Origin of the sequence: Halorhabdus amylolytica, from assembly GCF_004944975.1 — an archaeon.
GTDB lineage: Archaea > Halobacteriota > Halobacteria > Halobacteriales > Haloarculaceae > Halorhabdus > Halorhabdus amylolytica.
Window position 1 is genome coordinate 278655 of the sequence record NZ_SPQG01000002.1, and the last position, 23925, is coordinate 302579.

At 62.7% G+C, this 23925-nt stretch carries 31 protein-coding genes and 2 tRNA genes; 12 read left to right on the forward strand and 21 right to left on the reverse strand.

Going from position 1 to position 23925, the window contains the following annotated elements; translation table 11 throughout:
* Window positions 1-101: 101 nt before the first annotated feature.
* The 4 genes from E3374_RS03905 to E3374_RS03920 are packed head-to-tail and all read right to left on the reverse strand — an operon-like array spanning window position 102 to window position 3298.
* On the reverse strand, window positions 102-1082 hold the full coding sequence (locus E3374_RS03905; protein ID WP_136687721.1) for a hypothetical protein: 981 nt from the start codon (window positions 1080-1082) through the stop codon (window positions 102-104).
* Window positions 1083-1124: 42 nt separating this feature from the next.
* The gene (locus E3374_RS03910; protein WP_136687722.1) at window positions 1125-1865 is read right to left on the reverse strand and encodes an isopentenyl phosphate kinase; all 741 of its coding nucleotides are present in this window, start codon (window positions 1863-1865) and stop codon (window positions 1125-1127) included.
* A gap of 25 nt (window positions 1866-1890) precedes the next feature.
* Window positions 1891-2883, reverse strand: a complete 993-nt coding sequence (gene mvk, locus E3374_RS03915) for a mevalonate kinase (protein ID WP_136687723.1) — start codon at window positions 2881-2883, stop codon at window positions 1891-1893.
* Window positions 2884-2929: 46 nt separating this feature from the next.
* Window positions 2930-3298: a DUF5518 domain-containing protein gene (locus E3374_RS03920; RefSeq protein WP_136687724.1), complete on the reverse strand. Its 369-nt coding sequence runs from the start codon at window positions 3296-3298 to the stop codon at window positions 2930-2932.
* Window positions 3299-3432: 134 nt separating this feature from the next.
* Here E3374_RS03920 and E3374_RS03925 point away from each other — a divergent pair, with 134 nt between their 5' ends.
* Window positions 3433-3774: a thiol-disulfide oxidoreductase DCC family protein gene (locus E3374_RS03925; RefSeq protein ID WP_136687725.1), complete on the forward strand. Its 342-nt coding sequence runs from the start codon at window positions 3433-3435 to the stop codon at window positions 3772-3774.
* 111 nt (window positions 3775-3885) lie between these two features.
* On the opposite strand, the gene E3374_RS03930 is transcribed toward E3374_RS03925, so the two are convergent.
* Together E3374_RS03930 and E3374_RS03935 are read right to left on the reverse strand one after the other, a co-directional pair.
* Entirely contained in the window at window positions 3886-4674 is a 789-nt protein-coding gene (locus E3374_RS03930; RefSeq protein WP_169051769.1) for a PQQ-binding-like beta-propeller repeat protein, read from the reverse strand.
* Between the two features lie 435 nt (window positions 4675-5109).
* Window positions 5110-6297 (reverse strand): hypothetical protein, encoded by a 1188-nt coding sequence (locus E3374_RS03935; protein WP_136687727.1) that lies wholly within the window; start codon window positions 6295-6297, stop codon window positions 5110-5112.
* Window positions 6298-6797: 500 nt separating this feature from the next.
* Between E3374_RS03935 and E3374_RS17040 the strand changes: the two genes are divergently transcribed.
* Together E3374_RS17040 and E3374_RS03940 are read left to right on the forward strand one after the other, a co-directional pair.
* Entirely contained in the window at window positions 6798-6959 is a 162-nt protein-coding gene (locus tag E3374_RS17040) for a hypothetical protein (RefSeq protein WP_211194905.1), read from the forward strand.
* 68 nt (window positions 6960-7027) lie between these two features.
* The gene (locus E3374_RS03940; protein ID WP_136687728.1) at window positions 7028-7846 is read left to right on the forward strand and encodes an aldo/keto reductase; all 819 of its coding nucleotides are present in this window, start codon (window positions 7028-7030) and stop codon (window positions 7844-7846) included.
* A gap of 22 nt (window positions 7847-7868) precedes the next feature.
* On the opposite strand, the gene E3374_RS03945 is transcribed toward E3374_RS03940, so the two are convergent.
* Window positions 7869-9461: a molybdopterin-dependent oxidoreductase gene (locus tag E3374_RS03945; protein ID WP_136687729.1), complete on the reverse strand. Its 1593-nt coding sequence runs from the start codon at window positions 9459-9461 to the stop codon at window positions 7869-7871.
* Between the two features lie 26 nt (window positions 9462-9487).
* On the opposite strand from E3374_RS03945, the gene E3374_RS03950 reads away from it, so the two are divergent.
* The gene (locus tag E3374_RS03950; RefSeq protein ID WP_136687730.1) at window positions 9488-9796 is read left to right on the forward strand and encodes a hypothetical protein; all 309 of its coding nucleotides are present in this window, start codon (window positions 9488-9490) and stop codon (window positions 9794-9796) included.
* A 176-nt stretch (window positions 9797-9972) separates the two neighbouring features.
* Complete coding sequence (locus tag E3374_RS03955; RefSeq protein WP_136687731.1) at window positions 9973-10632, forward strand: hypothetical protein; 660 nt, start codon at window positions 9973-9975, stop codon at window positions 10630-10632.
* 410 nt (window positions 10633-11042) lie between these two features.
* On the opposite strand, the gene rpsB is transcribed toward E3374_RS03955, so the two are convergent.
* The 13 genes from rpsB to E3374_RS04020 all read right to left on the reverse strand — a co-directional run bounded on the left by rpsB (window position 11043) and on the right by E3374_RS04020 (window position 17114).
* A complete protein-coding gene (gene rpsB, locus E3374_RS03960) occupies window positions 11043-11849 on the reverse strand; it encodes a 30S ribosomal protein S2 (RefSeq protein WP_136687732.1) in 807 nt (268 codons plus the stop codon).
* A complete protein-coding gene (eno, locus tag E3374_RS03965; RefSeq protein WP_136687733.1) occupies window positions 11846-13051 on the reverse strand; it encodes a phosphopyruvate hydratase in 1206 nt (401 codons plus the stop codon). Before eno ends, rpsB begins: the two co-directional genes overlap by 4 nt.
* A 2-nt stretch (window positions 13052-13053) precedes the next feature.
* On the reverse strand, window positions 13054-13233 hold the full coding sequence (locus E3374_RS03970) for a DNA-directed RNA polymerase subunit K (RefSeq protein WP_136687734.1): 180 nt from the start codon (window positions 13231-13233) through the stop codon (window positions 13054-13056).
* Window positions 13230-13424: a DNA-directed RNA polymerase subunit N gene (locus tag E3374_RS03975; protein WP_136687735.1), complete on the reverse strand. Its 195-nt coding sequence runs from the start codon at window positions 13422-13424 to the stop codon at window positions 13230-13232. The genes E3374_RS03970 and E3374_RS03975 overlap by 4 nt, the downstream gene beginning before the upstream one ends.
* Window positions 13425-13438: 14 nt before the next feature.
* Complete coding sequence (locus tag E3374_RS03980) at window positions 13439-13837, reverse strand: 30S ribosomal protein S9 (RefSeq protein ID WP_136687736.1); 399 nt, start codon at window positions 13835-13837, stop codon at window positions 13439-13441.
* Window positions 13831-14277, reverse strand: a complete 447-nt coding sequence (locus E3374_RS03985) for a 50S ribosomal protein L13 (protein ID WP_136687737.1) — start codon at window positions 14275-14277, stop codon at window positions 13831-13833. Before E3374_RS03985 ends, E3374_RS03980 begins: the two co-directional genes overlap by 7 nt.
* On the reverse strand, window positions 14274-14624 hold the full coding sequence (locus E3374_RS03990) for a 50S ribosomal protein L18e (RefSeq protein WP_136687738.1): 351 nt from the start codon (window positions 14622-14624) through the stop codon (window positions 14274-14276). The genes E3374_RS03985 and E3374_RS03990 overlap by 4 nt, the downstream gene beginning before the upstream one ends.
* Before the next feature lie 18 nt (window positions 14625-14642).
* Window positions 14643-14727 (reverse strand) — tRNA-Leu (locus E3374_RS03995).
* A 120-nt stretch (window positions 14728-14847) separates the two neighbouring features.
* Complete coding sequence (locus tag E3374_RS04000; RefSeq protein ID WP_136687739.1) at window positions 14848-15591, reverse strand: DNA-directed RNA polymerase subunit D; 744 nt, start codon at window positions 15589-15591, stop codon at window positions 14848-14850.
* A gap of 1 nt (window position 15592) precedes the next feature.
* Window positions 15593-15976, reverse strand: coding sequence for a 30S ribosomal protein S11 (locus tag E3374_RS04005; RefSeq protein ID WP_136687740.1), 384 nt, complete (start codon window positions 15974-15976; stop codon window positions 15593-15595).
* Between the two features lies 1 nt (window position 15977).
* A complete protein-coding gene (locus E3374_RS04010; RefSeq protein WP_136687741.1) occupies window positions 15978-16487 on the reverse strand; it encodes a 30S ribosomal protein S4 in 510 nt (169 codons plus the stop codon).
* Window positions 16487-17014: a 30S ribosomal protein S13 gene (locus E3374_RS04015; RefSeq protein WP_136687742.1), complete on the reverse strand. Its 528-nt coding sequence runs from the start codon at window positions 17012-17014 to the stop codon at window positions 16487-16489. Before E3374_RS04015 ends, E3374_RS04010 begins: the two co-directional genes overlap by 1 nt.
* Before the next feature lie 17 nt (window positions 17015-17031).
* Window positions 17032-17114 (reverse strand) — tRNA-Ser (locus tag E3374_RS04020).
* Window positions 17115-17360: 246 nt separating this feature from the next.
* Here E3374_RS04020 and E3374_RS04025 point away from each other — a divergent pair.
* Together E3374_RS04025 and E3374_RS04030 are read left to right on the forward strand one after the other, a co-directional pair.
* Window positions 17361-17918 carry an SDR family NAD(P)-dependent oxidoreductase gene (locus E3374_RS04025; protein WP_136687743.1) on the forward strand — a complete coding sequence of 186 codons (558 nt, stop codon included), beginning with the start codon at window positions 17361-17363 and terminating at the stop codon, window positions 17916-17918.
* Window positions 17915-18634: an acetoacetate decarboxylase family protein gene (locus E3374_RS04030; protein ID WP_136687744.1), complete on the forward strand. Its 720-nt coding sequence runs from the start codon at window positions 17915-17917 to the stop codon at window positions 18632-18634. The genes E3374_RS04025 and E3374_RS04030 overlap by 4 nt, the downstream gene beginning before the upstream one ends.
* A gap of 19 nt (window positions 18635-18653) precedes the next feature.
* Here E3374_RS04030 and E3374_RS04035 read toward each other — a convergent pair whose 3' ends face one another.
* On the reverse strand, window positions 18654-19865 hold the full coding sequence (locus E3374_RS04035) for an alpha-amylase family glycosyl hydrolase (RefSeq protein WP_136687745.1): 1212 nt from the start codon (window positions 19863-19865) through the stop codon (window positions 18654-18656).
* A 145-nt stretch (window positions 19866-20010) separates the two neighbouring features.
* On the opposite strand from E3374_RS04035, the gene E3374_RS04040 reads away from it, so the two are divergent.
* The 5 genes from E3374_RS04040 to E3374_RS04060 all read left to right on the forward strand — a co-directional run bounded on the left by E3374_RS04040 (window position 20011) and on the right by E3374_RS04060 (window position 23832).
* Window positions 20011-21057: an Mrp/NBP35 family ATP-binding protein gene (locus tag E3374_RS04040; protein WP_136687746.1), complete on the forward strand. Its 1047-nt coding sequence runs from the start codon at window positions 20011-20013 to the stop codon at window positions 21055-21057.
* Window positions 21058-21216: 159 nt separating this feature from the next.
* Window positions 21217-21576 (forward strand): helix-turn-helix transcriptional regulator, encoded by a 360-nt coding sequence (locus E3374_RS04045; RefSeq protein WP_136687747.1) that lies wholly within the window; start codon window positions 21217-21219, stop codon window positions 21574-21576.
* Window positions 21573-22025: a type II toxin-antitoxin system VapC family toxin gene (locus E3374_RS04050; RefSeq protein ID WP_136687748.1), complete on the forward strand. Its 453-nt coding sequence runs from the start codon at window positions 21573-21575 to the stop codon at window positions 22023-22025. The genes E3374_RS04045 and E3374_RS04050 overlap by 4 nt, the downstream gene beginning before the upstream one ends.
* A gap of 115 nt (window positions 22026-22140) precedes the next feature.
* Window positions 22141-23175: a tyrosine--tRNA ligase gene (locus tag E3374_RS04055; protein WP_136687749.1), complete on the forward strand. Its 1035-nt coding sequence runs from the start codon at window positions 22141-22143 to the stop codon at window positions 23173-23175.
* Between the two features lie 12 nt (window positions 23176-23187).
* Window positions 23188-23832 carry a class I SAM-dependent methyltransferase gene (locus E3374_RS04060; protein WP_136687750.1) on the forward strand — a complete coding sequence of 215 codons (645 nt, stop codon included), beginning with the start codon at window positions 23188-23190 and terminating at the stop codon, window positions 23830-23832.
* Window positions 23833-23925: the final 93 nt, after the last annotated feature.

The window sequence follows — 23925 nt, forward strand, 5'->3', positions numbered from 1 at the left end:
GGCCGCCACGGTCACGATCGGGCGGCCGAACGCTCGGTTATCCCCGAATATGTGCCGCGGTGATAAAAACCGTGCGGGTCCGACCCGGCTCAGCGGTGCGCTCAGTCCGTACCCTCGTCGGACTCTTCGAGCCACGCTGGCGAATCAGTGCTTTCCTCGTCGGCGTCGATCGAATCCGATTCCTCTATTTCCCCGGGTGCGAGCGGATCCTCGCTCGCCGACGTCTCCGGCTCCCCGCTCCGGTCGACTTCCCCCTCGTTCGGTTCTTTGTTGCTGACGTCTTCGCCACTGACCCACGTTTCGGAGTCCGTACGGCCCGAGTCGTCGGGTGCCGACGTTTCGCGCACTTCGGACGTGTTCTCGGACTGGTTCCGGATCTGATCGCCGGGTTCGCGTTCGACATCGGAGCCCGCTCGCCCCGTCGATCCGCCGGACGGTTCACGTTCTACGTTTCCCGCCTCCCCGGCCGCTCCGGATCGTCGTCCGTTCGCTCCCTCCGGTGTACTCGTCGTTTCCGGCGGTTCGTTCGGCCCTGTCGCCTGTCCCGTTGGCGGGGTCGCCCGTTTCCTTCCGGGGTTGTCTCCCTGTCCGGGACGATCCTCGTCTGCCAGTTTCTCCTCGACCTCCCGCTTCCAGGGTTCGTTCTCCTCCGGTTCCCGGTCCCGATCGTCAGGTTGCTGGTGGTTCGGTTCTCGAACCGGCGGTCGTTGACGAACCGGCGGTCTTTCGCCTGTGGCCGGTCGATACTGGTTCGGGGGCCACGCCGGTTCCCGCAGTTGTTCCGGTCCGTCTTCGGCTTCCGATGCCGTCTCCGCGACGCCGAAGCGGACCCCGTCCGCGATCACGTTGAGGACGATTGTGAAAAATCCCGCGAGGATCACCAGCGCGCCGACGCCCGTTAGCGCACCGCCGACGATCACCTCGGCCCCGACGTCGACCGATCCGCCGGAGAACACGCCATTGTTCCGCAGTAATACTACCCCGCTGAGGGTGATTCCGCCGCCGACGACCGTGACTGTCAAGAAGTACCCGAACAGTCGCCCGGCGTACTTCCCAGCGTCCTTCGGATCGATCGCTGACATACGGATGGCAACGCAAACCAGTGTGAAGTATATTACGGGGAGTCAGTCGTCCCCGTCGATCAGTGTCCCGGGCCGGCCACCGTTCAAGAACGTCCGGATATCCCCGGGGCCGAAGATCGACGCCGGGACGGGCAGTTCCAGCAGCGATCGCACCTTTCCGGCCATACCGCCCGTGACGTCGGTCGCGTCGCTCCCCCCGAGCGCGTCGGCAACTGTGTCGTACTCGCCGATCCGGTCGATCACGTCCCCCGACTCGTCGAGGACGCCCGGGACGCCCGAACACAGTCCGACCCGATCGGCCGACAGCGACCGGGCGAGCGAACCGACGATCTCGTCGCCGCTGAGGATCGTCGCCCCTTTCCCGGCGTGGACGACGACGTCGCCGTGCAGGATTGGGACGAACGACTCTTCGAGCATCGTCTCGACGACATCGGCCGGCAGTGTCGTCCCCTCGGCCGTTCGGTGGGCCAGCGAGAACGGACGGACGGGCACGGCAGCGATCCCTCGCCGGGAGAGCGCCTTCACGACGGCCGCGTTCAGTCGGCCCATCGCCGCGTGGATCTCCCGGATCGCTGCCGCGTCGTCCGTCCCTTCGGTCGCACTGACGCCGGCAGCGGCAGCGTGGTGATGGCCGAAACTCCCACCGCCGTGGACGACGACGAGCCGTTCCGGCTCTGCCGCCGCGATCGCCGCCGATACGTCAGTCAGAACGTCCTCGTCGACGGTCTCCGGTTCGTCTTTCTCGGTCACGACGCTCCCGCCGAGTTTGAGGACGGTCGTCACGCTGTTCCACCTCGCTGGGCCGGAATCATGCTCGCTCCACCCGGACGCCGTCCGTATCGAGGTCGGCCCGGAACGCGCGCTCACACCCCGGCGTGTAATCCAGCGCGGTCTCGGTCCCCGTCGAGTCATCGAGGGCGACGATACAGCCGCCGCCGCCCGCGCCGGTCAGCTTGGCTCCTTTCGCACTGGCTTCCCGGGCGGCCCAGACCATCGCATCGAGCGACCGCGCGGAGACTCCGAGGGCCGCGAGCAGTCCGTGGTTGAAGTCCATGAGTCGCCCCAACTCGTCGAGGTCCTCGGCCGCCAGGGCTCGCTCGCCCCGTCGAACCAGGTCGCCGATCGCCGCCACCGTGTCGGCGGCGAAATCGTATTCCGAACGGAGCGACCGGACACCGCTGACCAGGGCGCCGGTGTCGCCCGACCCGCCGTCGTACCCGATGACGAACGGCAAGTTCGGGACATCCTCGAGACGCCGACAGTCCTCGCCCTCGACACGGACAGCACCACCCATTGTCGAACAGAAGGTGTCGGCGCGCGAGGCCTCCCCGTTCTGGACTTCGAGTTCGACCCGGTAGGCCCGCTCGGCGATCTCTTCGGCGTCGAGTGCCACGCCGAGTTCTCGCGTCGCCGCGTCGATGGCGGCGACCACGACGGCAGCCGAGGAACCCAGCCCTGCCCCGAGCGGGATCGCACTGTCGACCGTCACGTCGAAGCCGGCCTCCGGACGGTCGGCCGCGTCCCGTGCCTGTTCGATCGCCTCGTTAACGTAGCCCATCGCTGCCTCCAACAGCGGCTGGTCGACGTCGACGTCGGGGGTGCCCGAGGTGTCGCCGTTGTACTCGACGGTGAACCCGTCGAGCGTCAGGTCCCCTGCCCGGACCCGCAAGGCGGCGTCCTCGCGTTCGGTGGCCGTCACCGTCGCGCGGCGCTCGATCGCACAGGGCACCGCCGGCTCCCCGTAGACGACGGCGTGCTCGCCGAAGAGATACACTTTCCCCGGGGCGCTCGATGTGACCATGCTCGGCGTTGGGGCAGCGACTATTAAGGGCGTTCCGGACCGCGGGTCATAGATCCATCTCGCGGGCGATGTATCGGCCGAGGGCCCCACCGAGTGCGCCGAGTCCGATCGAGTAAAGCAATATGACCGCGAACGCCAACAGCGCGAACACGCCGACGATCGCGGTCATCGATCCGGGCATGCCGAACGCGGGGAGAAATGGGATCACGGTCGCAAGCAGCATCATCAGCAGTACCAGCGGGATTGACGCGAAGAGCCCGGACAGTGCGCCGACGCGGAGCGCATCGGACTGATCGCCCCCCTGGAGATACCCCGCGGTCGCCCCGCCGAGCACCGGCGAGAACGGGACGAACGCCAGGACGACGGCCACGACGGCCCCGATCAACGCGTTCAGGAGTGTGTTTTCTCCGGCCATGCTTCGTTCGACGACCTGGGCGCGCAAGAACCTTCTCCCGCTCCCCTTCTGCCATCCCTCTCTTCGATCGATCCGAGCTCGACAGCTATCGGCCCGGTCCGTACCTCTTTCAGGGTCGAACCCGTAACTCCCCCGTGCAGCCGACGCTCGTCTACGACGACGATTGCGGGTTCTGTACCCGCTCGGCCCGCTTCGTCGCCCGACACGGCTCGGTCAGGATCGTCGGCTTCTCCGAGCTGTCGCACGAACAGCGCGAGCGCCTGCCCCCAGAGTATCAGGAGTGTGCGCACTTGCTGACCGACGACACCGTCTACTCCTGTGGAGAAGCCGTCGAACGCGCGTTCGCCGAGACCGAACTCGCCCCTGCTGGGCTGTTCGACGCGCTGGGACGAGTGCCCGGCTACCCGGCGACGCGGGAACGCGTCTACCGGTGGGTCGCCGAGAACCGCGGGACTGTGGGCCGTCTGTTGCCGTGATGGTCGGCTATCGTCGTCAGGGCCGGGATTGGCGGATGAAGCCATAACACACAACGACATGCTTGATTCCAGACGGGGCGACGAGAGACTAGGGTCGGTCGCTACTGAGGTTCAATCTGACGGTTCAAAGAGCATGAGGCCGGAAGGTGTCGCAGCATAAATCGTCTCGTGAGACACCGCGAGTGGGGACACGACTGTTTTCGAGGCGTTTTGATATCGTTTCTGTCCATCTTCCCGATCCAAGCCGACAAGTCCGGCAGGCCCAGCACTTACGAGAACGTATCCCTCGGTCAGAATAGGAGCAAACAACGTCCCAGTTTGCTTCTTCCGGCTTTCATTCCGATAAATTACCGTTTCCCAGAGCGTCTCGCCGTTTGATTCTCTGATGGCGCGAACGCTCCCTGGCCCCTCGTCCGAAACGAAGAGTACACCGTCGCCCACGGCAGGGACCGTGAACCGCGAGTCACGCGTTCCTGTTTGGTGGGACCACACCACATTGCCATCGTTCTGGTCGAGAGCAAAGATTTGCCCGGCCGCATTCGTCACGTAGACGTATCGACTAACGACCGGGTCAGTATACGTCTCGCCGATTCTGTCCGTCGTCCAGCGAACGTCCCCCGTCGCAGCGTCGAGCGCAATCAGTTGGCCTCCCCGAGCGTTGCTTTCGATGGCGTAGACCGTGTTTTCAGTACTGGCAATCCCCGTCACTAGGCGGTCATTCGAGCGAGTCCAAAGTAATTCTGTATCGATGTCGATTGCCTGTAGACCACCTGATCCAGTCACGTAAAGCCGATCAGTATCGAATAGCGGGCTGGTGTAGGGTGATGCAGTCGATTGTTCTTGACGGACCTGCCAATCATCCGCATCAATTTGATATCGAACACTGTCGGCAGAAACCACGAGGTTCGAACAGTGAAGCGCGGGATAAACCCGTGTCGGATCGTCCAGTTTGAACGAATCGACCGTCCCTGTGGACGAGTAATATCGGAAAACGGTCTTGCTCTGCCTCCACGTGACCACCGTTGATTTATCGGTGCAAACCATCATCCCCACACGGCCAGCCGGAAATGATTCCGCAGTGACGAGATGGGATCTCAAGCTAGATCCGATAGTGATCGAGGACCGGCCCAGCCGTTGGGGACCACCTTGGAACGTCGGCCATGGGGCCTGTTTTTCGCACGCAGAGAAGGTTGGGAGTGAGTTCTGTCGATCGTTTTCTATCGTGAGTCTTGTACATCCGGTTGTTGACGTAGTCGCCAGTAGTGTGAGGAACGCTCTGCGGGAAACCATCTGTTTGATTAGTTGTCTGAAAGAAAAATAAAGGTCATGGATAGTTCAGTCACAGAGCACGAAGAAGCCGTTCGAGAAAGTCTCGGAGTGAGTTTTACTCCAGGCATTGTAGAACGGTTCCCCGAACTCCACCTCCAGTGGAATAGATATTGCAAGATCGGAGTTCACGGGGGACAGGCAAGTAGGGTCTACGAGGGCCATGCTTCCGGGATTGTAGTAGGCGTTACTCTCTGCAGCGTTCGAGAATGGATCCAGCTTCATTCGCCATCGGCCGACGTTGTCGCCTTGACTGCTCTCGTCGATGATGTTGTCTAACGACTTCGAGAAGGTATAGCTCACGCCAGCCGAGCCCGTGCCGTTTCCGTCGATACCGAGATCGATGCCTAGGGATTCGGTTCCTTCGGAGAGATTGCCGCGCGGATATCTGTCCCGCATACCTTCGTCATCGACGGCCGGCCACTCCCACTCTTGACGAACAAACGCCATTTTGATATGCCAATCACCGTACTCGTCGTAGTGTTTCCTTCGGTTGAACCCGGCTTCCATATCGACCCCTGTCTGGACTGCCATTGCGTCACTGTCGTCTGGGTCTGAGCGGAACTCGTAGTCCTCAATGACGACTCCATATGGGGGGCGTTCGTTCACGTCATAGTGGGTGCTAACCTTGTTCCAGTCCTCCCAGTCTGGATATGACGAAGTCGCACCTGCCGCGCCTTGCCTTGTGACGGACGACGAATTGCTTTTCGATGTGTCTTTGGAAAACGACTTGTTCTTCGGCATTCCTTCGGCAAGCCATTCGTCGGCCGCGTCGTGTGCGCGCGAAACAACGCGATCGTCAACGGATTGTGTCGAAGCGTCAACGGACTGTGAAAGAACGTCGTTTGATGAGTACCGATATACGTGCTCTTCAATGCCCCCATCGGATGAGACAATGAAATTGTATGACAAGATATTCGATTCGTCGTCAAACTCCTTGAGTACAACGTCACCTGTGAGGTCGTCAGACTCGCGGAGTTTCTCTAACGCTACCTTGCGTTCTTGTTTGATGGTCTTGCCCTTGACTGGGTTTTGGGGCGACCCTCGGAGTTTCACTCTCGTATTATCTTTGGAATTGGGTGCAGCGAAGGCGACACCTGATACACCACATATCGCAGCTACCCCGAAACCGGTGGCTTTGAGCAGGTCGCGGCGATTCGTAGCGGTACGATCATGCTTTTTTTGGTGATCGGTCATGCCGACTCAGAAATCAATTTACACACAACAATTAAATATTTTTCCTTTTTAGAACACATTATTTGTTGTTCAGTTTGGGGAAGGGGATTTTGGATGTAGCACAATCCTGTTCCCTCTTCTGGTCGATTCATTGGAATACTTGTGGAGGGCTTAACATCAGAAACACCTGGTTCGGATTGTGAATAGATCGACTTAGAATTCGATGAGAACCGATTACCCCATGTCGCTCGTTCGTACTCACAGTCTAGTATACGGAGTGGCCAGTTCTCCTAGGGGCTGCGTTCGACCCGCACCGGCGGACGACGACGGCAACGTTTCAGTATCTCTTGCATGAATACCAGCGCGTCAAGCTGGATCAGTAGCGAGATATCTACGAACAGGACTTCTAGCACGTCAGAATCGATTTCCTCCAACCCGTAGACATACTCGACGTCAATCTCAATTTCGTTGATAGCGAACAGAACTCTAAATCGCTCTCTGTGCACCTGCAGCATGTTATCTTGAGGACAGACATACTGTTGGGAGTCTTTGCCGAGACCGAACTTGCCCCTGCTGCACTGTTCGACGCCCTGGGACGAGTGCCCGGCTACCCGGCGACGCGGGAACGCGTCTACCGGTGGGTCGCCGGGAACCGCGGGACTGTTGGCCGTCTGTTGCCGTGAGGCCGGGTCACGAGAACCACCGATCACGTCGGCCGGACGTTCATAACGATCGCCGGCCTACCGGGTCTATGGAGTACGTTACCGTCTCTGACGTGGAGGTCCCCGCGATCGGCGTCGGCACCTGGCAGATGGAGACCGACACGGCGTATCGAGCGGTCCGTGACGCCCTCGACGTCGGTTATCGACACGTCGACACCGCCCAGATCTACGGAAACGAGTCCGGCGTCGGCCGCGCCGTCGCTGAGGCCGATGTGGACCGCGAGGAGGTGTTCCTCACGACGAAGGTCGACCCGTCCCACCGCTCGGTCGAGTCGATCGTCGCCTCGGTCGAGGACAGCCTCGCGGAGCTCGACACGGACTACGTCGACCTCCTGTTGATCCACTGGCCGCACCCACTGGCCGACCTGGAGACGGTGATGGTCGGGCTGAACGAGGTCGTGGATCGTGACATGGCCCGCCACCTCGGCGTCAGTAACTTCGGGAAGGACCGCTTGGACCGCGCCCGTGAACTATCCGACGCGCCGGTCCTGACCGACCAGGTTCTCTTTCACCCCTGGTGGCCACAGCGCGAATTGCTCGCCTATTGTCAGGACGAGGACGTCATGCTGACGGCCTACAGCCCGCTGGCCAACGGCGGGTTGCTCGGTGACGAACTCCTCGCGGAGATCGGCGAGCGCTACGGCAAGACCGGCCCACAGGTCGCGATCCGGTGGGCCACTCAGCACCGCAACGTCGCCACGATCCCGATGTCGACATCGCGGACTCACCTCGAAGAGAACCTCGACGTCTTCGACTTCAAACTCACGCAGGGGGAGCACGACCGCGTGACGCGGCCGTCGTATCTGAAGACCGGGAAGGCACTGTTCGGCGGGATGCTCGACTTCTGAACGAGGTTCGATTCGGCGGCGGTCACAGCGAGACGGTGACGGAGTGCCAGCCCGTCGACCCGCCTGGATGGGATGGCGACTGTGAGGACGTCTGTCGATTGCCTTCCCCATCTGTCGCGCGAACCACGATATCGAGCGGCCCCGTGTCCGGACGGTCGAAAACGTACCGCCATCGCCGCCGGGCATGTGATGAGACAGGGTCTTCGAGTGTCGCGTCGGCCCACGTCGACCCGCCGTCGACGCTCACCTCGACCCGGTCGATCCCCCGGAGACCGCCGTAGGCGATCCCGCCGACCGCGATCCGGTCGCCGCGACGCTGAACGGCACGCACGTACGACAGGGTGTTGACAACGGCTTCTTCGTCCCAGCCCCGCTGTTCCCAGTAGGCCTCGTGATCCTCGGTGGCGAGTTCGAAGTCAGTCACCCACTTCGTCGACTTCATGCCGTACCGACCCGGGATCAACAGTCGTGCCGGGAACCCGTGTTCGGCGGGCAACGTCTTCCCGTCCATGCCGACGGCGAGAACGATGTCCTCACGCTCGCGGACGACTGACCACGGGATCGCCTCCGAGTACCCGTCCGCAGCGCGGGTCACGACGTCGACCGCGGTCTCTGTCACGCCCGCGTCTTCCAGCAGCGTCCGAACTGGAATGGCGACCCAGTCGGTCGTCCCGATCAGGTTCCCGCCGACGGTATTGGAGATACAGACCATCGTGACCGTCATCTCGCGGCGGTCGGGATGGGTCCGGAGTTCCTCGAAGGTGTATTCGCGGCCGTCCTCGACGGCGCCTCCGATCGACAGCGACCAGACGTCTGTATTGACGCGCGGCGGCGAGACGTTCTTATCGACCACGTAGTGATCCGCGGCGGACCCGACGAGTGCTGGTATCCCCTCGAAATCGAAACCGAACGCCTCGTCGCTCGTGGACGACGAGACGACGACCCCGTCTGTTTCGCTTCGTGTCCCGAGGCTATCCCCGTCGCCGGTCGCCGTGGGTGTCGGCGTCGTCGTTCCGGTCTCGGTCTTTTCCTCAACGGGATCGAGCGGATCGCCGGGCTGAACGCCTTCGCGGGGCGGGCCCTGCCCGAGGAGTTGTGCTACGACGCCCCCGGCTAGGACTGACCCTCCGGCGATACTCATCCGTTCGAGTGCTCTCCGTCTGCCGACGGGTCTCGCTCCGGTTTCGGCGCTAGCCCACCACACCGTGCCGGGCGGAACGATCGAGAGGATCGTGGCGAGCATCCATCGTGTCGAGATTCCGCCACCGGCCACGTAGAACCCGCCGCCCGTCGTGAGGACGAGGGTCAGCGTCAGCGCGTAGGCCACCTGCAAACGTCGGCGCGGTCCCGGATCGACCCGCGCCGTGAGGAGGCCGAAACCCGCTCCAGCGGCGACGATACCGATCGAGACGCCGATCATCAGGAGCGGCTGTGCGTACGACCCGAAGGTCTCGATCGCCCACGTCGCCACCGGCCCCGGCGCGGCCTCGATGACCGTCTGGGCCGCTACCTGTACTGGGTCACCGCCGACCAGCGGACCGACAGCCATCATCCCGAGTACCCACGCGATCGCGCCGCCGGTCGGGACGAACAGCCGTGACCTCCGACGTGCCATACTGTCACACTGTGCCGTGGAGAGTAATGCCTTGGGCAACCGGTGAGCGTGTCAGGGTTCGATGGTTCGGGGAGCGACGATCGTCGGGTATCCACTGTGGCGTTCCTGACGGCTTCGCGATCGTCGGCGGGCTGTCGCGTCGGAAAACTGTCGGTTCCACTGTGAGTCGGCGAAACGCGGAAGCAAGCGATCCCGACGAGTGGGAGGTCGACGACGAGAAAGTTGCTCACGGGTTCAAGCGCATCGAATCATCGGTCGTCATGATCGGATTCGAGGACTGGACATACGCCTGCGGTACGAGAAGTCATCGAAGACTCCTCATACCGTGGTCATGATCCTCTTAGGATTGTCCCAACGCTGTCGTTGGTGATTACATTGACGAGAAGAAACCTACATGAGAAGGTGTTAGCGGTGACTGAGATCACTTGGACGTATGTCTAAACGATACACAGGACAGCACCAGCGTTGACTTCAGGTCGTCACTGTCTTTGCAGGGAGATCATGGGATACTTTGCCCGCGGTAATCTCGAAGGGTTCCCACAAGAAGCTCATCCTTGAGTGTCATTTTGAAGAACTTCCTGGTACTCTGCTTGGAGAATGTGAGTCGGACTTCCAAGATAGGTATGGAAAATATGTGGAGCCAGTGGTAAAGAACTTCAAATTCATGGCTCACACAAATAACGAGTCAAAGACGTCACTTGTCGATCCACGACCCAGTGCTGACGGGAATACTAAATCTGAGACATTTGTGGATGATGCGATCGCAATATCCCTTACTATCACAGGGGCATTCGTCTCTTCCGGTCCAGCTAGTCTTGCGCTTGGATTTGCTTCGATGTTGATCGACCAATGGGATGCTGGTGATCCAGAAGATTGTATAGAAGTTGATCATCAAACACCCAATGATGAGGAACGCTATATTTGGACGTATAATGTCGATCCAACCCTTGGAAAAGATAGCTTTCCCACTGACTCGGATGATAGTCTCGGCCCCACAGTAGAAGTCCAAAACGATAACCTGACTGGTAATGAGATGGACCTGGTGAAAGGGACGGTCAGCACTACGTATCGTATCGCTGACTTGGGCGGATATTGTCCTTGTGAAGATTACGGGTACGTAAATCACACTGCAGAGACGAAAAATCATCTCGTCTATGAAGAAAGTGCATAAGGTCCACAGGGACTAAGTAGTGTGAATGGTCATCTTGAATATGGTTGATCCATTACATCTTCTTGTTGGAACTTTTGTCCTTGCTTTGGGCCTCGTATGCATTGCTATGCCGCGGAAGGTTGGGCGACACCGGAACCGACATGCAGCCGACCCAGAGCCAGATAGATTTCAAGTCATCACCACACGATATATTACTGGTCCAATGTTCCTCGTATTAGGACTGATAGTGTTCATCGTTTAGCTTGTTTTCAAAATGATGATGCAGAGTGGTCACAGACTGTGATCACGGTACTCCGGGGTTTGCCTCCTCGTGTTACTGATTGTGACACCAAAACGAAGACACAACCGCGAGGAGTGCTCCTACCGTGAAAACGAAAATAACGCTGAATCCGAGACTGCGGTGACCGACTTCAGAGGTCGCTTTCGAAGTCCTCGAGGGCGTAGGCGGGCTCGGCGCCGCGACGGTCCAGCGTCTCGTTTGCCAGTAGCCAGTAGACGACCGACAGGGCGCGACGACCCTTGTTGTTGGTCGGGACGACCAGGTCGACGTTGCCGGTCGTGTTGTTGGAGTCACACATCGCGATCACGGGGATACCGACCGTGATCGCCTCCTTGACGGCCTGGGCGTCGCCGATCGGGTCCGTGACGACCACGACGTCGGGTTCGATGTAGCCCTCGTAGTCGGGGTTGGTCAGCGTCCCCGGGATGAACCTGCCGGTCCGGGCCCGTGCGCCGACGGCGTCAGCGAACTTCTCGGCAGGGAAGCGGCCGTACTGCCGGGAGGAGGCCACGAGGATCTGCTCGGGGTCGTAATTGGCCAGGAAGTCCGCGGCCTTGCGGATGCGCTGGTCGGTCATGCTGACGTCCAGCACGTACAGGCCGTCGGTCCGGACACGGTGGATGAACCGGTCCATGTCCGTGGTCTTCTGCTGGGTCCCGATGTGAACCCCCGCCGAGAGGTAATCGTCGACCGGGATCAGCAGGTCTGCCTCGGCCTGGGCGTCGGGCATGACGTCCTCGTCCTGGTCCGGCGCTGCCTCGGCCCCTTCATCCGCCGGTTGTTCGTCTGTCTGTTCCCCGACTTCGTCCTCGCCCGACGGCTCGTCTCCGTCCGCCTCGGGCGCGCTCTCCTCGGCCACCGCGCCGACCTCACCGGCGGGTTCCGAGGCGGCTTCGGGCTCGTCTGCTTCGATGTCTGTCTCCTCGTCGTCGCTCATGCGTTCTCTTCGATCCTGATGAGTTCGTTCAGCTTGGCCGTCCGCTCGCCGGCCACTGTCCCCGTCTTGATGTAGGGGGCAGCCGCGCCGACGGCCAGATGGGCGATCGTCGTGTCCTCGGTCTCGCCCGAGCGGTGGGAGACGACCGACTCGATGCCGTTCTTCGATCCGAGTTCGATCGCGTCGACCGCGTCGGTCAGCGTCCCGATCTGGTTGGGCTTGATGAGGATGGAGTTCGACGAGCCCAGGTCGATACCTTCCTGGAGGCGCTCGACGTTCGTCACGTAGAGGTCGTCACCACAGATCAGCGTCTGGTCACCGACCCGCTCGGTCAGTTCCGCGAAGGCCTCGAAGTCGTTCTCGTCCAGCGGGTCCTCGACGTATGCGAGGTCGTACTCCTCGACCATCTCGACGACGTAGTCGATCTGCTCCTGAGTGGTTCGGTCGGGCTCGCCGTCGTACTCGTAGACCTCCGCGTCGGGGTCGTACATCTCGGCGGCGGCCATGTCCAGCCCGAAGCTGATATCGAAGCCGCGTTCGTCGCTAATGCGGTCGGCCGCCTCGGCGACGACCTCGAAGGCCTCGTCGTCGCCGATCGGTGGCGCCCACGCGCCCTCGTCGCCCTTGTTACAGGGGATACCGCGCTCTTCGAGAATGTTGCTGATCTCGGCGTGGACTTCGGCGTTGGCGAAGATGGCCTCCGTGACGCTCGGCGCGCCGACGGGTGCCGAGAGGAACTCCTGAATGTTAGTCGCCTCTTCGGCGTGTTCGCCACCGCCGACGACGTTGCCAAGCGGGGTCGGGAACTGATCGCCGCGGAAGGTACCACCGAGGTGCTGATACAGCGGGGCACCGAGCACGTCGGCGCCGGCCTTCGCGGCGGCCATGCTGATGGCGACCGCGGAGTTCGCGCCGATCTCCGAGAAGTTGTCGGTGCCATCGGCGGCGTGCAGCGCGGCGTCGACTGACCGCTGATCGCCGGCGTAGACCTCGCCTTCCAGTCGCGGGACGGCCAGGTCGCGGGCGTTCGCGATCGCCTCGCTCGGCGGGAGTTCGATCGCCTCGTGTTCGCCGGTCGAAGCGCCGCTCGGTGCGGCCGCACGGCCGAAGCCACCGCTTTCGGTGGTGACGTCGGCTTCGACAGTCGGGTTGCCTCGCGAGTCCAGTACGCGTCGGAGTGTTACGTTAGTGATGAGCGTCATTGTCAGTTACCTCGATTGACCGTAAACGGAAGGACCCCAGCATCGTACTCCTCGGCCGCGATGAGGATCGGCTGGGTCTGATCTGTATCGATCAGTACCGGTGCACCGTATGCCACCTGCAACGCCCTCGCGCCGAGGACGCGCGCCTTCTCGTAGCGGTTGTAGTCTTGTTCGCCCGTCATTGGTAGGGTGCCACGACATCGACCAGGTCCTCGTGGGAGACGAGCATCCGTCGACAGCATTGCCGTTCGACGCCGAGGTCGTCCAGCACCGCTTCGGGATCCTCGTCGCCCTCCCTGGCGCGTTCTTTGAATTCCTCCCAATCCCCGGCGATCACGTTGCCACAGGTGAAACATCGGACCGGTATCATCATGACGTGTGTTCACCTCAGCGGTAAGATTTTTGGTATCGCGCGCGGGCACCCGGACCGCCCCACTTCTTGGGTTCGCTCTGGCGAACGTCGTTGACCAGCAGCGACCGGTCGAAGGCCATGTAGGCGTCCCGGAGTTCGGCGTCGTTCGTGTGTTCGACGAGCCCACGGGCGATCGCCGTCCGGGCCGCGTCGGCCTGTCCCATGACGCCGCCGCCCTCGACGCTGACGTCGACGCTGACCGACTCCCGGAGGGCGTCCTCCGCGATGCGGAACGGCTCGAGCGCCTTGAGCTTCGCCAGCTCCGGCTCCAGCAGTTCGACGGGACGGGCGTTGATCCGTACCTCGCCATCGCCCTCGGAAACGGTCGCGCGGGCGACGGCCGTCTTCTTCTTGCCTGATGTGTTCGTTACCATGTTACGTTCGCTCCCAGTCGTGCCGAGAGGTCGCCCAGCTGGACGAACCTGATGTTCGAGAGTCGATCCAGCGACGTGTCCGCGAGTACCGTCGCCTCGACGTCGTCCGCTTCGTAGGGATTGCCCACGTACACGCGGACGTTCTCGAAGGCCTCGCGACCGCGGGACTTCTTGTAGGGCACCATGCCGCGAATCGCCCGCTTGAAGATGCCGTCGGGGCGCTGTGGGTAGGCCGGACCCCGATCGGAGCCGACGTCCGTTCGCTTCTTGTACGTCTCGAAGACATCCTCTTCGTCGCCGGTGATCACGGCCTGCTCGGCGTTGACTACGGCGACGGTCTCACCCTCGAGAGCGCGTTCGGCGACCTTCGAGGCCACCCGACCCATGATGCAGTCGCGGGCGTCGACCACGACGTCGGCGTCGATGGTGGCGACGCTCATCGGATCACCCGTACGTTCGACCCGTCGGGATTCTGTTCGAGTGCCTGTTCCAGTCCCAGTGATTCGCCGACCTGATCGATCTTCCGCTCGGCCGTCGACGAGAAGTCGACGGCGGCGACGGTGACGTCCTTCTGTAGGACGCCGCTACCGAGTACCTTCCCCGGCACGACCACGGTTTCGTCCTCCCGGGCGTACCGCTCGATGCGGCCCAGGTTGACTTCCGCGTGGGTGCGCCGCGGTTTTTCGAGGCGCTCGGCGACGTCACTCCAGACGTCCCCGTCGCCCTCGCGGGCGGCCGACTTCAGATCGGCGATGAGACTACGCAGTCTCGGATTACTCTTACTCATAACGGTCCTCCTGAAAAGTGCAGGGAGCAGGATTTGAACCTGCGGACTCCTACGAGACAGCGCCCTGAACGCTGCGCCGTTGGCCAAACTTGGCTATCCCTGCTCGCAATTCGGGTTTCTGTCCGGCCCTTCAAACCGCTTTCGATCGATCCGACGGTCGCGTCGCTCGCACCACGGGGGGCAGCGATCGCCGTCGGTCGTCGGTCTGAAGGGCTCATCATCGTTACAGTGCAATCGCGTCGGTCAGTTCTTCTGCGCGCGTCCGGAGTGTTCCCGCAGCCTCCTCGACCAGCGTGTCGACGTCGAAGGAACCGTCGGTCTCGACGTGGAAGACGAAGGCGTTCGGGACGTCTTCGATCTCGACTTCCGTGTCGGGGTAGCGCTCGGTGAGGTCGTGGTCGAAGTCCTCGGTCGGGACGAGTTCGCCGTCGTCCTCGAGGACGCCGCGGACGATCTGCCCGCCGTCGTCAGCGAACTCCTCGCGGTCGCCCACCTTCTCGACACGCTGGAGGTGCCGGTAGGAGACGGCCACGCCACCCTGGTGTTTGGCGTGTTCCCGTCCGGTATCCAGGACGGCATCGGCTTCGAGTTCCAGCCGCTGGCCGTTCTTGAGTTCGATGATCGGAACGTCGGGTTCGGCCGGCTGGACGAGGTCGTCGTTGGAGACCAGGTCGCCCGAGTAGGCTGTGCCGGGACCTTCGACATCCAGCGCCAGCGTCACCCCGTCACCGATCTCGAAGTCGCCGACAGGCGTCGTCAGTGGGATTAGCCCGAGTCGGAGCCCGATCTGTTCGTCGAACATCACGCTCGAGTTCTCGATGACACGGACGGAGTCGATACTGAGCGTCGGCACGTCCGCGATCATCGCCCGCCGAATCCCGTTGGCGAACGCAGGCGTCACGCCCCGGACCAGGAACCGGGCTTCGCGTTCCCCGCGCTCGATGAACGTGACGTCGTACTCTGCCATGTTAGAAGCCACTCGATTTTGGACTTCGGGTACCGTCGTGCGGGATCGGCGTCACGTCTTCGATCCGGCCGATCTCCAGCCCGGCACGTGCCAGCGCCCGGATAGTCGCCTGTGCGCCTGGCCCGGGGTTCTGCTGTTGGTTCCCGCCTGGACCACGAACGCGGACGTGGACGCCGTCGATGCCCTGCTGGATGACTTCTTCAGCGACCGTCTCGGCCATCTGCATGGCCGCGTACGGCGAAGCCTCGTCGCGATTCTGCTTGACGACTGTCCCGCCGGAGCTCTTCGCGAGCGTTTCAGCGCCGGTCTGGTCGGTGATCGTGATGATCGTGTTGTTGAACGATGCGTGTACGTGGGCGATGGCCCATTTGCCGTCCTCTGCCATATTATCGTTCCTCCGCGCGTTCTGGGTGGAGATCGTCGGCCAGCGGACTCGTCTCGTCGAACTCGATTGCCGGTTCCTCGGCGACGGCCACCGTCTTCGAGGGGATCGAGACGCGTTGTCCCTCGACGGTGATATGGCCGTGGGTGATGAACTGTCGAGCCTGATCGACCGTGTTGGCCAGGCCGTTCCGGTAGACGACCGTCTGTAGGCGCCGTTCGAGGACGTCCGTCACTTCGAGCGACAGGACGTCGTCGAGGCGATCCTCGTCGTTGAGGATGCCCAGACGCTTCAGACGATCGAGGAACTCCTCGGCCTCGCGCTCGTCGGCGTCACGGCCGAGCAGTCGCCGCGCCTCGCGGCGGTACCCGCGCAGTTCCGACTGTGCCCGCCAGAGCTCTTCTTTGTTCTTGAGGCCGTACTGGCCGATCAGCCCCATCTCGTCGGCGATGCGCTCGCCCTGGAAGGGGTGGTTGGGCGTCTCGTAGAACTTGGTGTTGGAACCGAGTGCCATTATTCCTCATCCTCCTCGGCGGCCGCTTCCTCGGCCTGTTCTTCCTTGATCGCCTCGACGTTGACCCCGATGGTACCCTCGGTCCGGCCGGTGGACTTGGTTCGCTGGCCGCGGACCTTCTGGCCACGCTTGTGTCGGACGCCCTTGTAGGCGTTGATCATTTTCATCCGGTTGATGTCTTCCCGACGGGTGAGTTCGAGATCGTTACCGGTCTCGTGGGTGGTCTCGCCGTCGAAGAAGTCGTTGCGGTGATTCGCCAGCCAGTCGGGGACGTCGCCGGCGAAACCCTCGACGCGCTCGACGATCTCCTCGATCTGATCGTCCTCGAGACGGCCGAAGGTGTCCCGGCGGTCGACGCCGACATCCTCGGCGATGATGCGGGCCGCGCGCTGGCCGATTCCGTTCAAGTCTGTCAGGGATCGTTCGACGGATTTGGTCCCGTCCAGGTCTGTCTGTCCGATGCGGACGAAATACCGGAGGTCCTCGTCGTCCTCCGGTGCGTCCGCGTCTGGGTCTTCTGCGCTCATATGTTGGGATCGTGAAACGTCGTGGCGGGGATTCGAACCCCGGAGGCTTTACGCCACATGGTTAGCAACCATGCGCCTTGGGCCGCTTGGCTACCACGACTCGCTGTCACGTACTCGCGCCCTCTCGGACTCGGGGCAGGGGCCCCTGCACGATGCGTACCAGTCGATACCCGGTGTCGGTATATAAACGCAACGAAAAGGCCGTCCTCGGGTATGAGAACCACGATACCGAGGGCCATGGTCGGCTCGATCGTTTCACCGAAGGCCGACGTTCCGTCCACGTCGGCAGCGCAAGTCCCGTCGTCGGGCGGAACTCTTTCGGAGCCGACAGTCGACGGTGTTCCACATGGGCACCGTTCTCGTGACTGGCGTCGGGTCCGGGATCGGGCGGGCGACCACCCGGGCGTTCGCCGACGACGGCTGGCGGGTCTACGCGACTGACGTCGATACTGAGGGTCTCGCGACGCACATCGACTGTCGGCCCGCGGCTGTCGACGTCACAGACGAGGACGACGTCGCTCGGATCTTCGAGCGTGTCCGTGACGAGGTCGGTGGCCTGGACTGTCTCGTGGCCAACGCTGGCTACTGCCAGCCGGGTCCCCTGGAGGACCTGCCGGCCGAGCGAGTCGACCGGTCGGATCGGTACGCCGACATCTACGACGCACTCGAAGGGGATGGGCTCCTCGGTGGCGGGCCGCTCACCGTTTCGCCGGAACGCGTCGCTGCGACGATCTACGAGGCCGCGACGGCCGACGCTCCAGCCCCACGGTATCCTGTCGGACTTCCCGCCGGACTCGCGCTCGCGACGCGGTGGCTGCCACGGCCCGTGCAGGACTTCGGTCAACGCGCGGCGATCCGATCGCTCGCGGCGCTCGAACGTTTCCGGAGGGCGCTCGGCGAATGACCGAGACAGTCACTGTCTCGACGGGCCACACGTTCGAACTGCCGGTCACACTCTCGGCGACGATCGCGGGTGCCGTCTTCCCTGTCGATCGTGTGGACGTGGCGGCGTTACTCCCGGCCGGGCTGGACCCTGTCGGGACGCGGGCCGATCGGGCGGCGATGACCGTTCTGACCGTCCGATATGACCGCGTCGGCGACGAGACGATCCAGCCCTACGACGAGGTCGGCGTCCTGTTCCCGGCCATCGAAGCCGGAACCCGGACTGTCCCCTATCTCTCGTTGCTCCGGCGCCCGGCCAGTGGTTACGTTCATACCCTGCCGGTAACGACCGAACCTGCGCGGGCGTTCGGCGTCGACATCTGGGGATATCCCAAACTCGTCGCGGACATCGACGTGACCGAGGGACGGACACAGTCCGCGATCGTCATCACAGGGGAGGGGACGCTGCTCTCGGTCTCGATCCGGCGACCGCCGACCGTTCCGGCTCGACTCTCGGGGTACAATTTCACGATCAGGGATGACGAACTCCTCCGGGCACCCACCACGCTGCGCGGTCGCGTCGGCGCCTGGTTCGGGGGAGAACGCGGGTCGCTGTCGTTCGGTGAGCACCCGATCGGGCGGGAGTTGGCCGAGATCGACATCGACGAACGCCCACTCTTCAGACTGGCTGCCGACTGCGAGTTCACGATCGGTACGGGGGAATCGCTGGAGTCTTGACCCGGACCCTGCCGGCGCTTCAGGATTCCGAGAGCGGCGCGTAACAGACCCACTCAGTGGGCGGAAGCGACAGTTCTGCGACCCCGTCGGCGTCGGTTGTGATGTCTTCGCCCGTTTCGGATCGCTCACCGAGCCGCGTCGCGTTCCAGGATGTCTCGACCCTGACTGACCGTTGTTCCCCGGCACGATTGAGTCCGACCAGCAGGTTGCCTTCCCGTTCGAAGACGAATGTGTCACGATCGACCTGAAGCGTTCGCGCCCGGCCGGCGGCGAGGTTCCGGCGGATCGAAAGCAGCCTCGCGATCGTTTCGTCCGCCGGGTCGAAGCGTCCGCTGTAGACGCGCGGGTATCCCTCGTAGGTCAGGATGAACGCGTGTGCGAGCTTCTCGTACTCGGGCGGGGGGCTGTCGTGGTTGGAGACGAACGTCACTGTCCGACCCGAGTGTCGATCGACAAGTCCTGCCCCCTCCAGAGCGCGGAAGTCCCCGTCGCGGTGGAACACCTTCTCGTGCATGGTGAAGTAGAGCGGATAGTCCATGACTGTCATGTCCGTCTCGAGGTATTCCTCGCAGGTGGCGACCGCGCCGTGGAGGACTTCGCCGACTGTGAAGAGCCCTCGTTCCGCCGCCCACGGGTTGGCGTGCTCCCGGAAGAACCACGCCGGAATGTGCTTGACCGCGTCCCAGCGGATGCCATCGACGCCCATCTCGGCGTACTTCTGGACGTACGCCTCGAGGATCCCCCGGACGTGTTCGGATTCCTGGCGGAGGTCCGGCAACCCTTCGAGGTCGCGATGTTGTAGTTCCCACTCGTCCGTATCGTCCCTGATCGGCCCTCGATGACGGAAGTCACCCCAACCGAAGTGGGGAAATTTCTCGAAGTCGACCCCTTCGGCCATGTGGTTGACGACCGCGTCGGCGATGACGACGAGCCCGTGTTCGTGGGCTTGCTCGACCATGGCCCGGTACTCCGTTTCGGTGCCGAACGCGCTGTCGAAGTCCAGATGGTCGATCGGCTGGTATCCCCGGGGCTTTGGATCCGCCCAGGTGCGCTTGCTCCGCTGGGCGGGCGGTACCTGGATCGCGTCGTATCCTGCCGTGGCGACTGCGCCGAGTGACTCCCGGACCTCGACCCACGGCGTGTGGTAGTACTGGTAGACGGCACCTGATCCGAGGTCGATATCACCGTCCTCCTGGGCGGCGCCGACCGCTGGGGCTCCGAAGAGGGGCATCGTTGGTGTGCTTTCGTGACGGCCGGGTGAAATAGTTCTCATCGGATGTCGTTGCCCTCATGATCGATCCGCACGATTCGGCCTGGGGTTCGCCGGTCGGGCGGTGTCACAAGCCTTTTCGCTCGTTCAGGGCCTACCCCAGGGCATGGACGAAGCCGAGCTGCGGGAACTGCTGGAATCGGTCGAGGATCCGGACCTGGGCGAGGACCTCGTCTCGCTGGGGCTGGTCAACGACGTCGCTATCGAGAACGGGACCGCCCACATCGACCTGGCGCTGGGCGCGCCCTTCTCGCCGAACGAGACGGCGATCGCCGATCGGGTCCGTGAGGTGATCGGCGACGCAGCGCCCGACCTGGCTGTGGACCTCTCGGCGACGATCGAACGAGAGGCCGAGGGCGACGTCCTCTCCGGCGTGAAGAACGTCATCGCCGTCGCGAGTGGGAAAGGTGGCGTCGGCAAGAGTACCGTCTCGGTCAACCTCGCGGCCGGGCTTGCCGACCGGGGTGCCCGCGTCGGGTTGTTCGACGCCGACATCTACGGGCCGAACGTCCCGCGGATGCTCGACGCTCACGAACGCCCCGAGGCCACCGAGGACGAGCGCATCATCCCGCCGGAGAAGTACGGGATGAAGCTCATGAGCATGGACTTCCTGCTCGGCGAGGACGACCCCGTCATCTGGCGTGGGCCGATGGTCCACCAGACGCTCACCCAGCTGTTCGAGGACGTCGAGTGGGGGAACCTGGACTACCTCGTCGTCGACCTCCCGCCGGGGACCGGCGACACGCAACTGACGCTCCTCCAGACCGTGCCCGTCACCGGCGCGGTGATCGTCACGACGCCCCAGGGCGTTGCCCTCGACGACGCCCGCAAGGGCCTGGAGATGTTCGGCCGTCACGAGACGCCCGTCCTGGGTATCGTCGAGAACATGAGTTCCTTCAAGTGTCCGGATTGTGGCAGTGAACACGCGATCTTCGGCGAGGGTGGCGGCGAGGAGTTCGCCGCCGACGTCGACATGCCGTTCCTGGGTTCGATCCCGCTGGATCCCGAGATCCGCGAGCGTGGTGACGAGGGTCGACCCGCAGTGCTGGCTGATGACCTCGACGTGAGCGATGCGTTCCGGAACTTCGTCGCCAACGCGGCGAACAACCAGGGGATCGTTCACCGGCGACGGGTTTCCGAGAGTAGCGAGTGAGGTGAAACAGCGGTTTTCTCGCCAAATACGCGTACAGCACCCGCCCACAGCAGATACGTTGGAGCAACTCTAGACAGTAATTTGACTGACCATCACCACATTGGAGTACCAATATGGTGTCCCAACAAGACTTTTGCCACATGGCGATCAAGCGTGAATATGAGCAACCGCGAACGGTCGGACACGGGCGAGTTCGTCGAGGCGGTTTCGCACTCGCGCGTATTGGATGTTTTTCACTCTGTGAGTGGGCCTGTCGTCACATCGACGGACGTGGCCGAGGACTTGGATTGTTCCACCGAAACGGCGCGGCGGAAGCTGGGAGAACTCTACCGGGATGGTGTACTCGACCGACGAAAGAGCGGACGGACTGTCGTCTGGTGGGTCGTGAATGATTACGATGTAGGGCCTAAACCCGTCGATCCGGACGATCCGCTCTTTGCCGACAGACCGTCGTTCGCGTCGGGACGCGAGGATCTCGCCGAGAGTGTCGACGACGTGTTGTACCGTAGTGAGTCATGAATCAGGCCACTCGATCGACGCCGCTATTCGTGGATACGAACGCGCTCGTCGCAGTATTTAACGAGGACGATGCACATCACGAAGCGGCCACTGACATCCTGGATGGAATCGGAACGGGCGAATACGCCTATGGTCCGCTGTACACGAGTCGGTACGTCCTCTCGGAAACGGCGACGACGCTGCTGTACGGTATCGGACACGCCGAAGCCGTCGAGGCGCTCGCGACTGTCAGAGACACGCCATCGATCAATCTGATCGACGTCGATCCGGAACGATTCGACCGGACTGTCACACAGTTCGAGCGGTACGACGATCAATCGATCTCGTTTATCGATCACATGAACGCGACGCTTGCAGACGAATTCGACATCTCGCACATCTTCGCCTTCGATTCCGATTTTGCGACACTCGGACTGACTCGCGTTCCGGTCGATACTGGCGACGTTTGAGGAGTGCGTCGGACAGTGGCGTTTCTGTCGTGCTTTTCGGATAGCGTTGGCCGATGGCAGGGACGTTCCGACCGGGAAACGAATCGTTTTAGGGACGGACTCCGGACGAACGCGTATGGACACGGACGAGCGCGTCGAACTGGCGACCCGCAACACCGCGGAGGTCGTCACCGAGGAGGAACTCCGGGAGTTGTTCGAGGACGACGATCCGTCGGTGTACATCGGCTACGCGCCGACCGGCGAGATGCACATCGGCCACTTCACGACGATCCGCAAGCTTGCCGACTTCCTGCACGCCGGGATGGACGTGACGGTACTGATCGCCGATCTCCACGCCCACCTCGACGATGCAAAGAGTCCCTTCGACCTGCTAGCAGCACGCTCGGCCTATTATGAGGAGACAATCCGGGCGATGGTCGAAGCTGCGGGTGCTGATCCGGAACAGATCACGTTCGTGCGTGGGCGTGACTTCGAACTCGATTCGGAGTACACCCTCGAACTCCTGCGGATGACCGCCGAGACGACGATCGCCCGCGCCCAGCGGGCTGCAAGCGAGGTCGTCCGGGAATCGGACTCCCCTAATCTGGGCGGGCTCGTCTATCCGCTGATGCAGACGCTTGACGTCGACGCCTTAGACGCCGACGTCGCCTACGGTGGGATCGACCAGCGCGGGATCTACATGCTCTCCCGGGAGATCCTGCCCGAACACGGCGGCGAGGCACCGACCTGCGTCTTCGCACCCCTGCTCTCGGGACTGACGGGCGGAAAGATGAGCGCCTCCGAGGAGTCCTCGAAGGTATCGCTGACGGACGATCCCGACTCCGTGGCGGAGAAGATCGGCGACGCGTACTGTCCGATGGGTGAGGTCGAGGGCAACGGCGTTCTGGAGTACGTCCGGTATCTCGTGTTCCCGATCCTCGAGGAGCGCGACGAGGCCTTCGTCGTCGAACGTCCCGAGGAGTATGGCGGGAACCTCACCTACGACTCTTATGGGGACTTAGAAGACGACTTCGTCAGCGAGGAACTCCATCCCCAGGACCTGAAGAACGCCGCCGGGGAGTACATCGCGGACATCGTCGATCCGATCCGGGAGCGGCTCGAATCACAGCCTGACTTGCTGGCCGAGGCCTATCCCGAGAAATACGACTGATCGAGGATCGAAATGGATCGTTCCCGCGTGGACGTGCGAGACACGTACGACCGCATCGGCGAGCACTTCTCGAAGACACGAGTTAACGCCTGGCCGGAAGTCGAGTCGTTCGTCGCTGACGCCGAGGAAGGGGATTTCGGACTCGATATTGGCTGTGGCAACGGCCGCCACGTCGAAACCCTCCAGCAACGGGTCGATCGAGTTCTGGGTGTAGACGTGAGCCGATCGCTGCTCGACGCTGCGATCGAGCGCGTCCCGGATGGCCGCTTCGTGCTCGGTGACGCCTCGCACCTCCCGATCGCGAGCGGTCGCGTCGACCTGGCCGTCTACATCGCGACGCTCCATCACCTCCCGTCCCGGGAAGCGCGAATCGCCAGTCTGGACCAACTCGCGCGAGTGCTGGATCCGGACGGCCGGGCCCTCGTCAGCGCCTGGAGTACGACCCACGACAATTTCGACGCCTCGATCGACGCCGAGAGGGGTTTCGATACGACGGTGGAGTGGACGCTGCCCGGTGGCGAGACTGTCCCGCGGTTCTATCACATCTACGCGCCCGCGGAGTTCCGGGCGGACGTGGAATCGAGTGACCTCTCGCTTCTCGAGTTCGAGGTCTCCAGCGGGAACTGTTACGGGACTGTCCGGCCGGCATCGCGCTGAAAGGAAACACCCTTAACGAGGGCTGGATAACGTCCGAATGCGAACGCGGGACACGACGCCTGTGACAGGCCGTCCCGTCGAATGAGCGCCGGT

Bases quoted from the DNA above. Each gene is read 5' to 3' on its own strand.
- E3374_RS03905 (WP_136687721.1), bottom strand. From the start codon at position 1,082: ATGTCAGCGATCGATCCGAAGGACGCTGGGAAGTACGCCGGGCGACTG.
- mvk (WP_136687723.1), bottom strand. From the start codon at position 2,883: ATGGTCACATCGAGCGCCCCGGGGAAAGTGTATCTCTTCGGCGAGCAC.
- E3374_RS03920 (WP_136687724.1), bottom strand. From the start codon at position 3,298: ATGGCCGGAGAAAACACACTCCTGAACGCGTTGATCGGGGCCGTCGTG.
- E3374_RS03935 (WP_136687727.1), bottom strand. From the start codon at position 6,297: ATGACCGATCACCAAAAAAAGCATGATCGTACCGCTACGAATCGCCGC.
- E3374_RS03940 (WP_136687728.1), top strand. From the start codon at position 7,028: ATGGAGTACGTTACCGTCTCTGACGTGGAGGTCCCCGCGATCGGCGTC.
- E3374_RS03945 (WP_136687729.1), bottom strand. From the start codon at position 9,461: ATGGCACGTCGGAGGTCACGGCTGTTCGTCCCGACCGGCGGCGCGATC.
- E3374_RS03950 (WP_136687730.1), top strand. From the start codon at position 9,488: ATGCCTTGGGCAACCGGTGAGCGTGTCAGGGTTCGATGGTTCGGGGAG.
- rpsB (WP_136687732.1), bottom strand. From the start codon at position 11,849: ATGAGCGACGACGAGGAGACAGACATCGAAGCAGACGAGCCCGAAGCC.
- eno (WP_136687733.1), bottom strand. From the start codon at position 13,051: ATGACGCTCATCACTAACGTAACACTCCGACGCGTACTGGACTCGCGA.
- E3374_RS03970 (WP_136687734.1), bottom strand. From the start codon at position 13,233: ATGACGGGCGAACAAGACTACAACCGCTACGAGAAGGCGCGCGTCCTC.
- E3374_RS03975 (WP_136687735.1), bottom strand. From the start codon at position 13,424: ATGATGATACCGGTCCGATGTTTCACCTGTGGCAACGTGATCGCCGGG.
- E3374_RS03980 (WP_136687736.1), bottom strand. From the start codon at position 13,837: ATGGTAACGAACACATCAGGCAAGAAGAAGACGGCCGTCGCCCGCGCG.
- E3374_RS03985 (WP_136687737.1), bottom strand. From the start codon at position 14,277: ATGAGCGTCGCCACCATCGACGCCGACGTCGTGGTCGACGCCCGCGAC.
- E3374_RS03990 (WP_136687738.1), bottom strand. From the start codon at position 14,624: ATGAGTAAGAGTAATCCGAGACTGCGTAGTCTCATCGCCGATCTGAAG.
- E3374_RS04000 (WP_136687739.1), bottom strand. From the start codon at position 15,591: ATGGCAGAGTACGACGTCACGTTCATCGAGCGCGGGGAACGCGAAGCC.
- E3374_RS04005 (WP_136687740.1), bottom strand. From the start codon at position 15,976: ATGGCAGAGGACGGCAAATGGGCCATCGCCCACGTACACGCATCGTTC.
- E3374_RS04010 (WP_136687741.1), bottom strand. From the start codon at position 16,487: ATGGCACTCGGTTCCAACACCAAGTTCTACGAGACGCCCAACCACCCC.
- E3374_RS04015 (WP_136687742.1), bottom strand. From the start codon at position 17,014: ATGAGCGCAGAAGACCCAGACGCGGACGCACCGGAGGACGACGAGGAC.
- E3374_RS04025 (WP_136687743.1), top strand. From the start codon at position 17,361: ATGGGCACCGTTCTCGTGACTGGCGTCGGGTCCGGGATCGGGCGGGCG.
- E3374_RS04030 (WP_136687744.1), top strand. From the start codon at position 17,915: ATGACCGAGACAGTCACTGTCTCGACGGGCCACACGTTCGAACTGCCG.
- E3374_RS04035 (WP_136687745.1), bottom strand. From the start codon at position 19,865: ATGCCCCTCTTCGGAGCCCCAGCGGTCGGCGCCGCCCAGGAGGACGGT.
- E3374_RS04040 (WP_136687746.1), top strand. From the start codon at position 20,011: ATGGACGAAGCCGAGCTGCGGGAACTGCTGGAATCGGTCGAGGATCCG.
- E3374_RS04045 (WP_136687747.1), top strand. From the start codon at position 21,217: ATGAGCAACCGCGAACGGTCGGACACGGGCGAGTTCGTCGAGGCGGTT.
- E3374_RS04050 (WP_136687748.1), top strand. From the start codon at position 21,573: ATGAATCAGGCCACTCGATCGACGCCGCTATTCGTGGATACGAACGCG.
- E3374_RS04055 (WP_136687749.1), top strand. From the start codon at position 22,141: ATGGACACGGACGAGCGCGTCGAACTGGCGACCCGCAACACCGCGGAG.
- E3374_RS04060 (WP_136687750.1), top strand. From the start codon at position 23,188: ATGGATCGTTCCCGCGTGGACGTGCGAGACACGTACGACCGCATCGGC.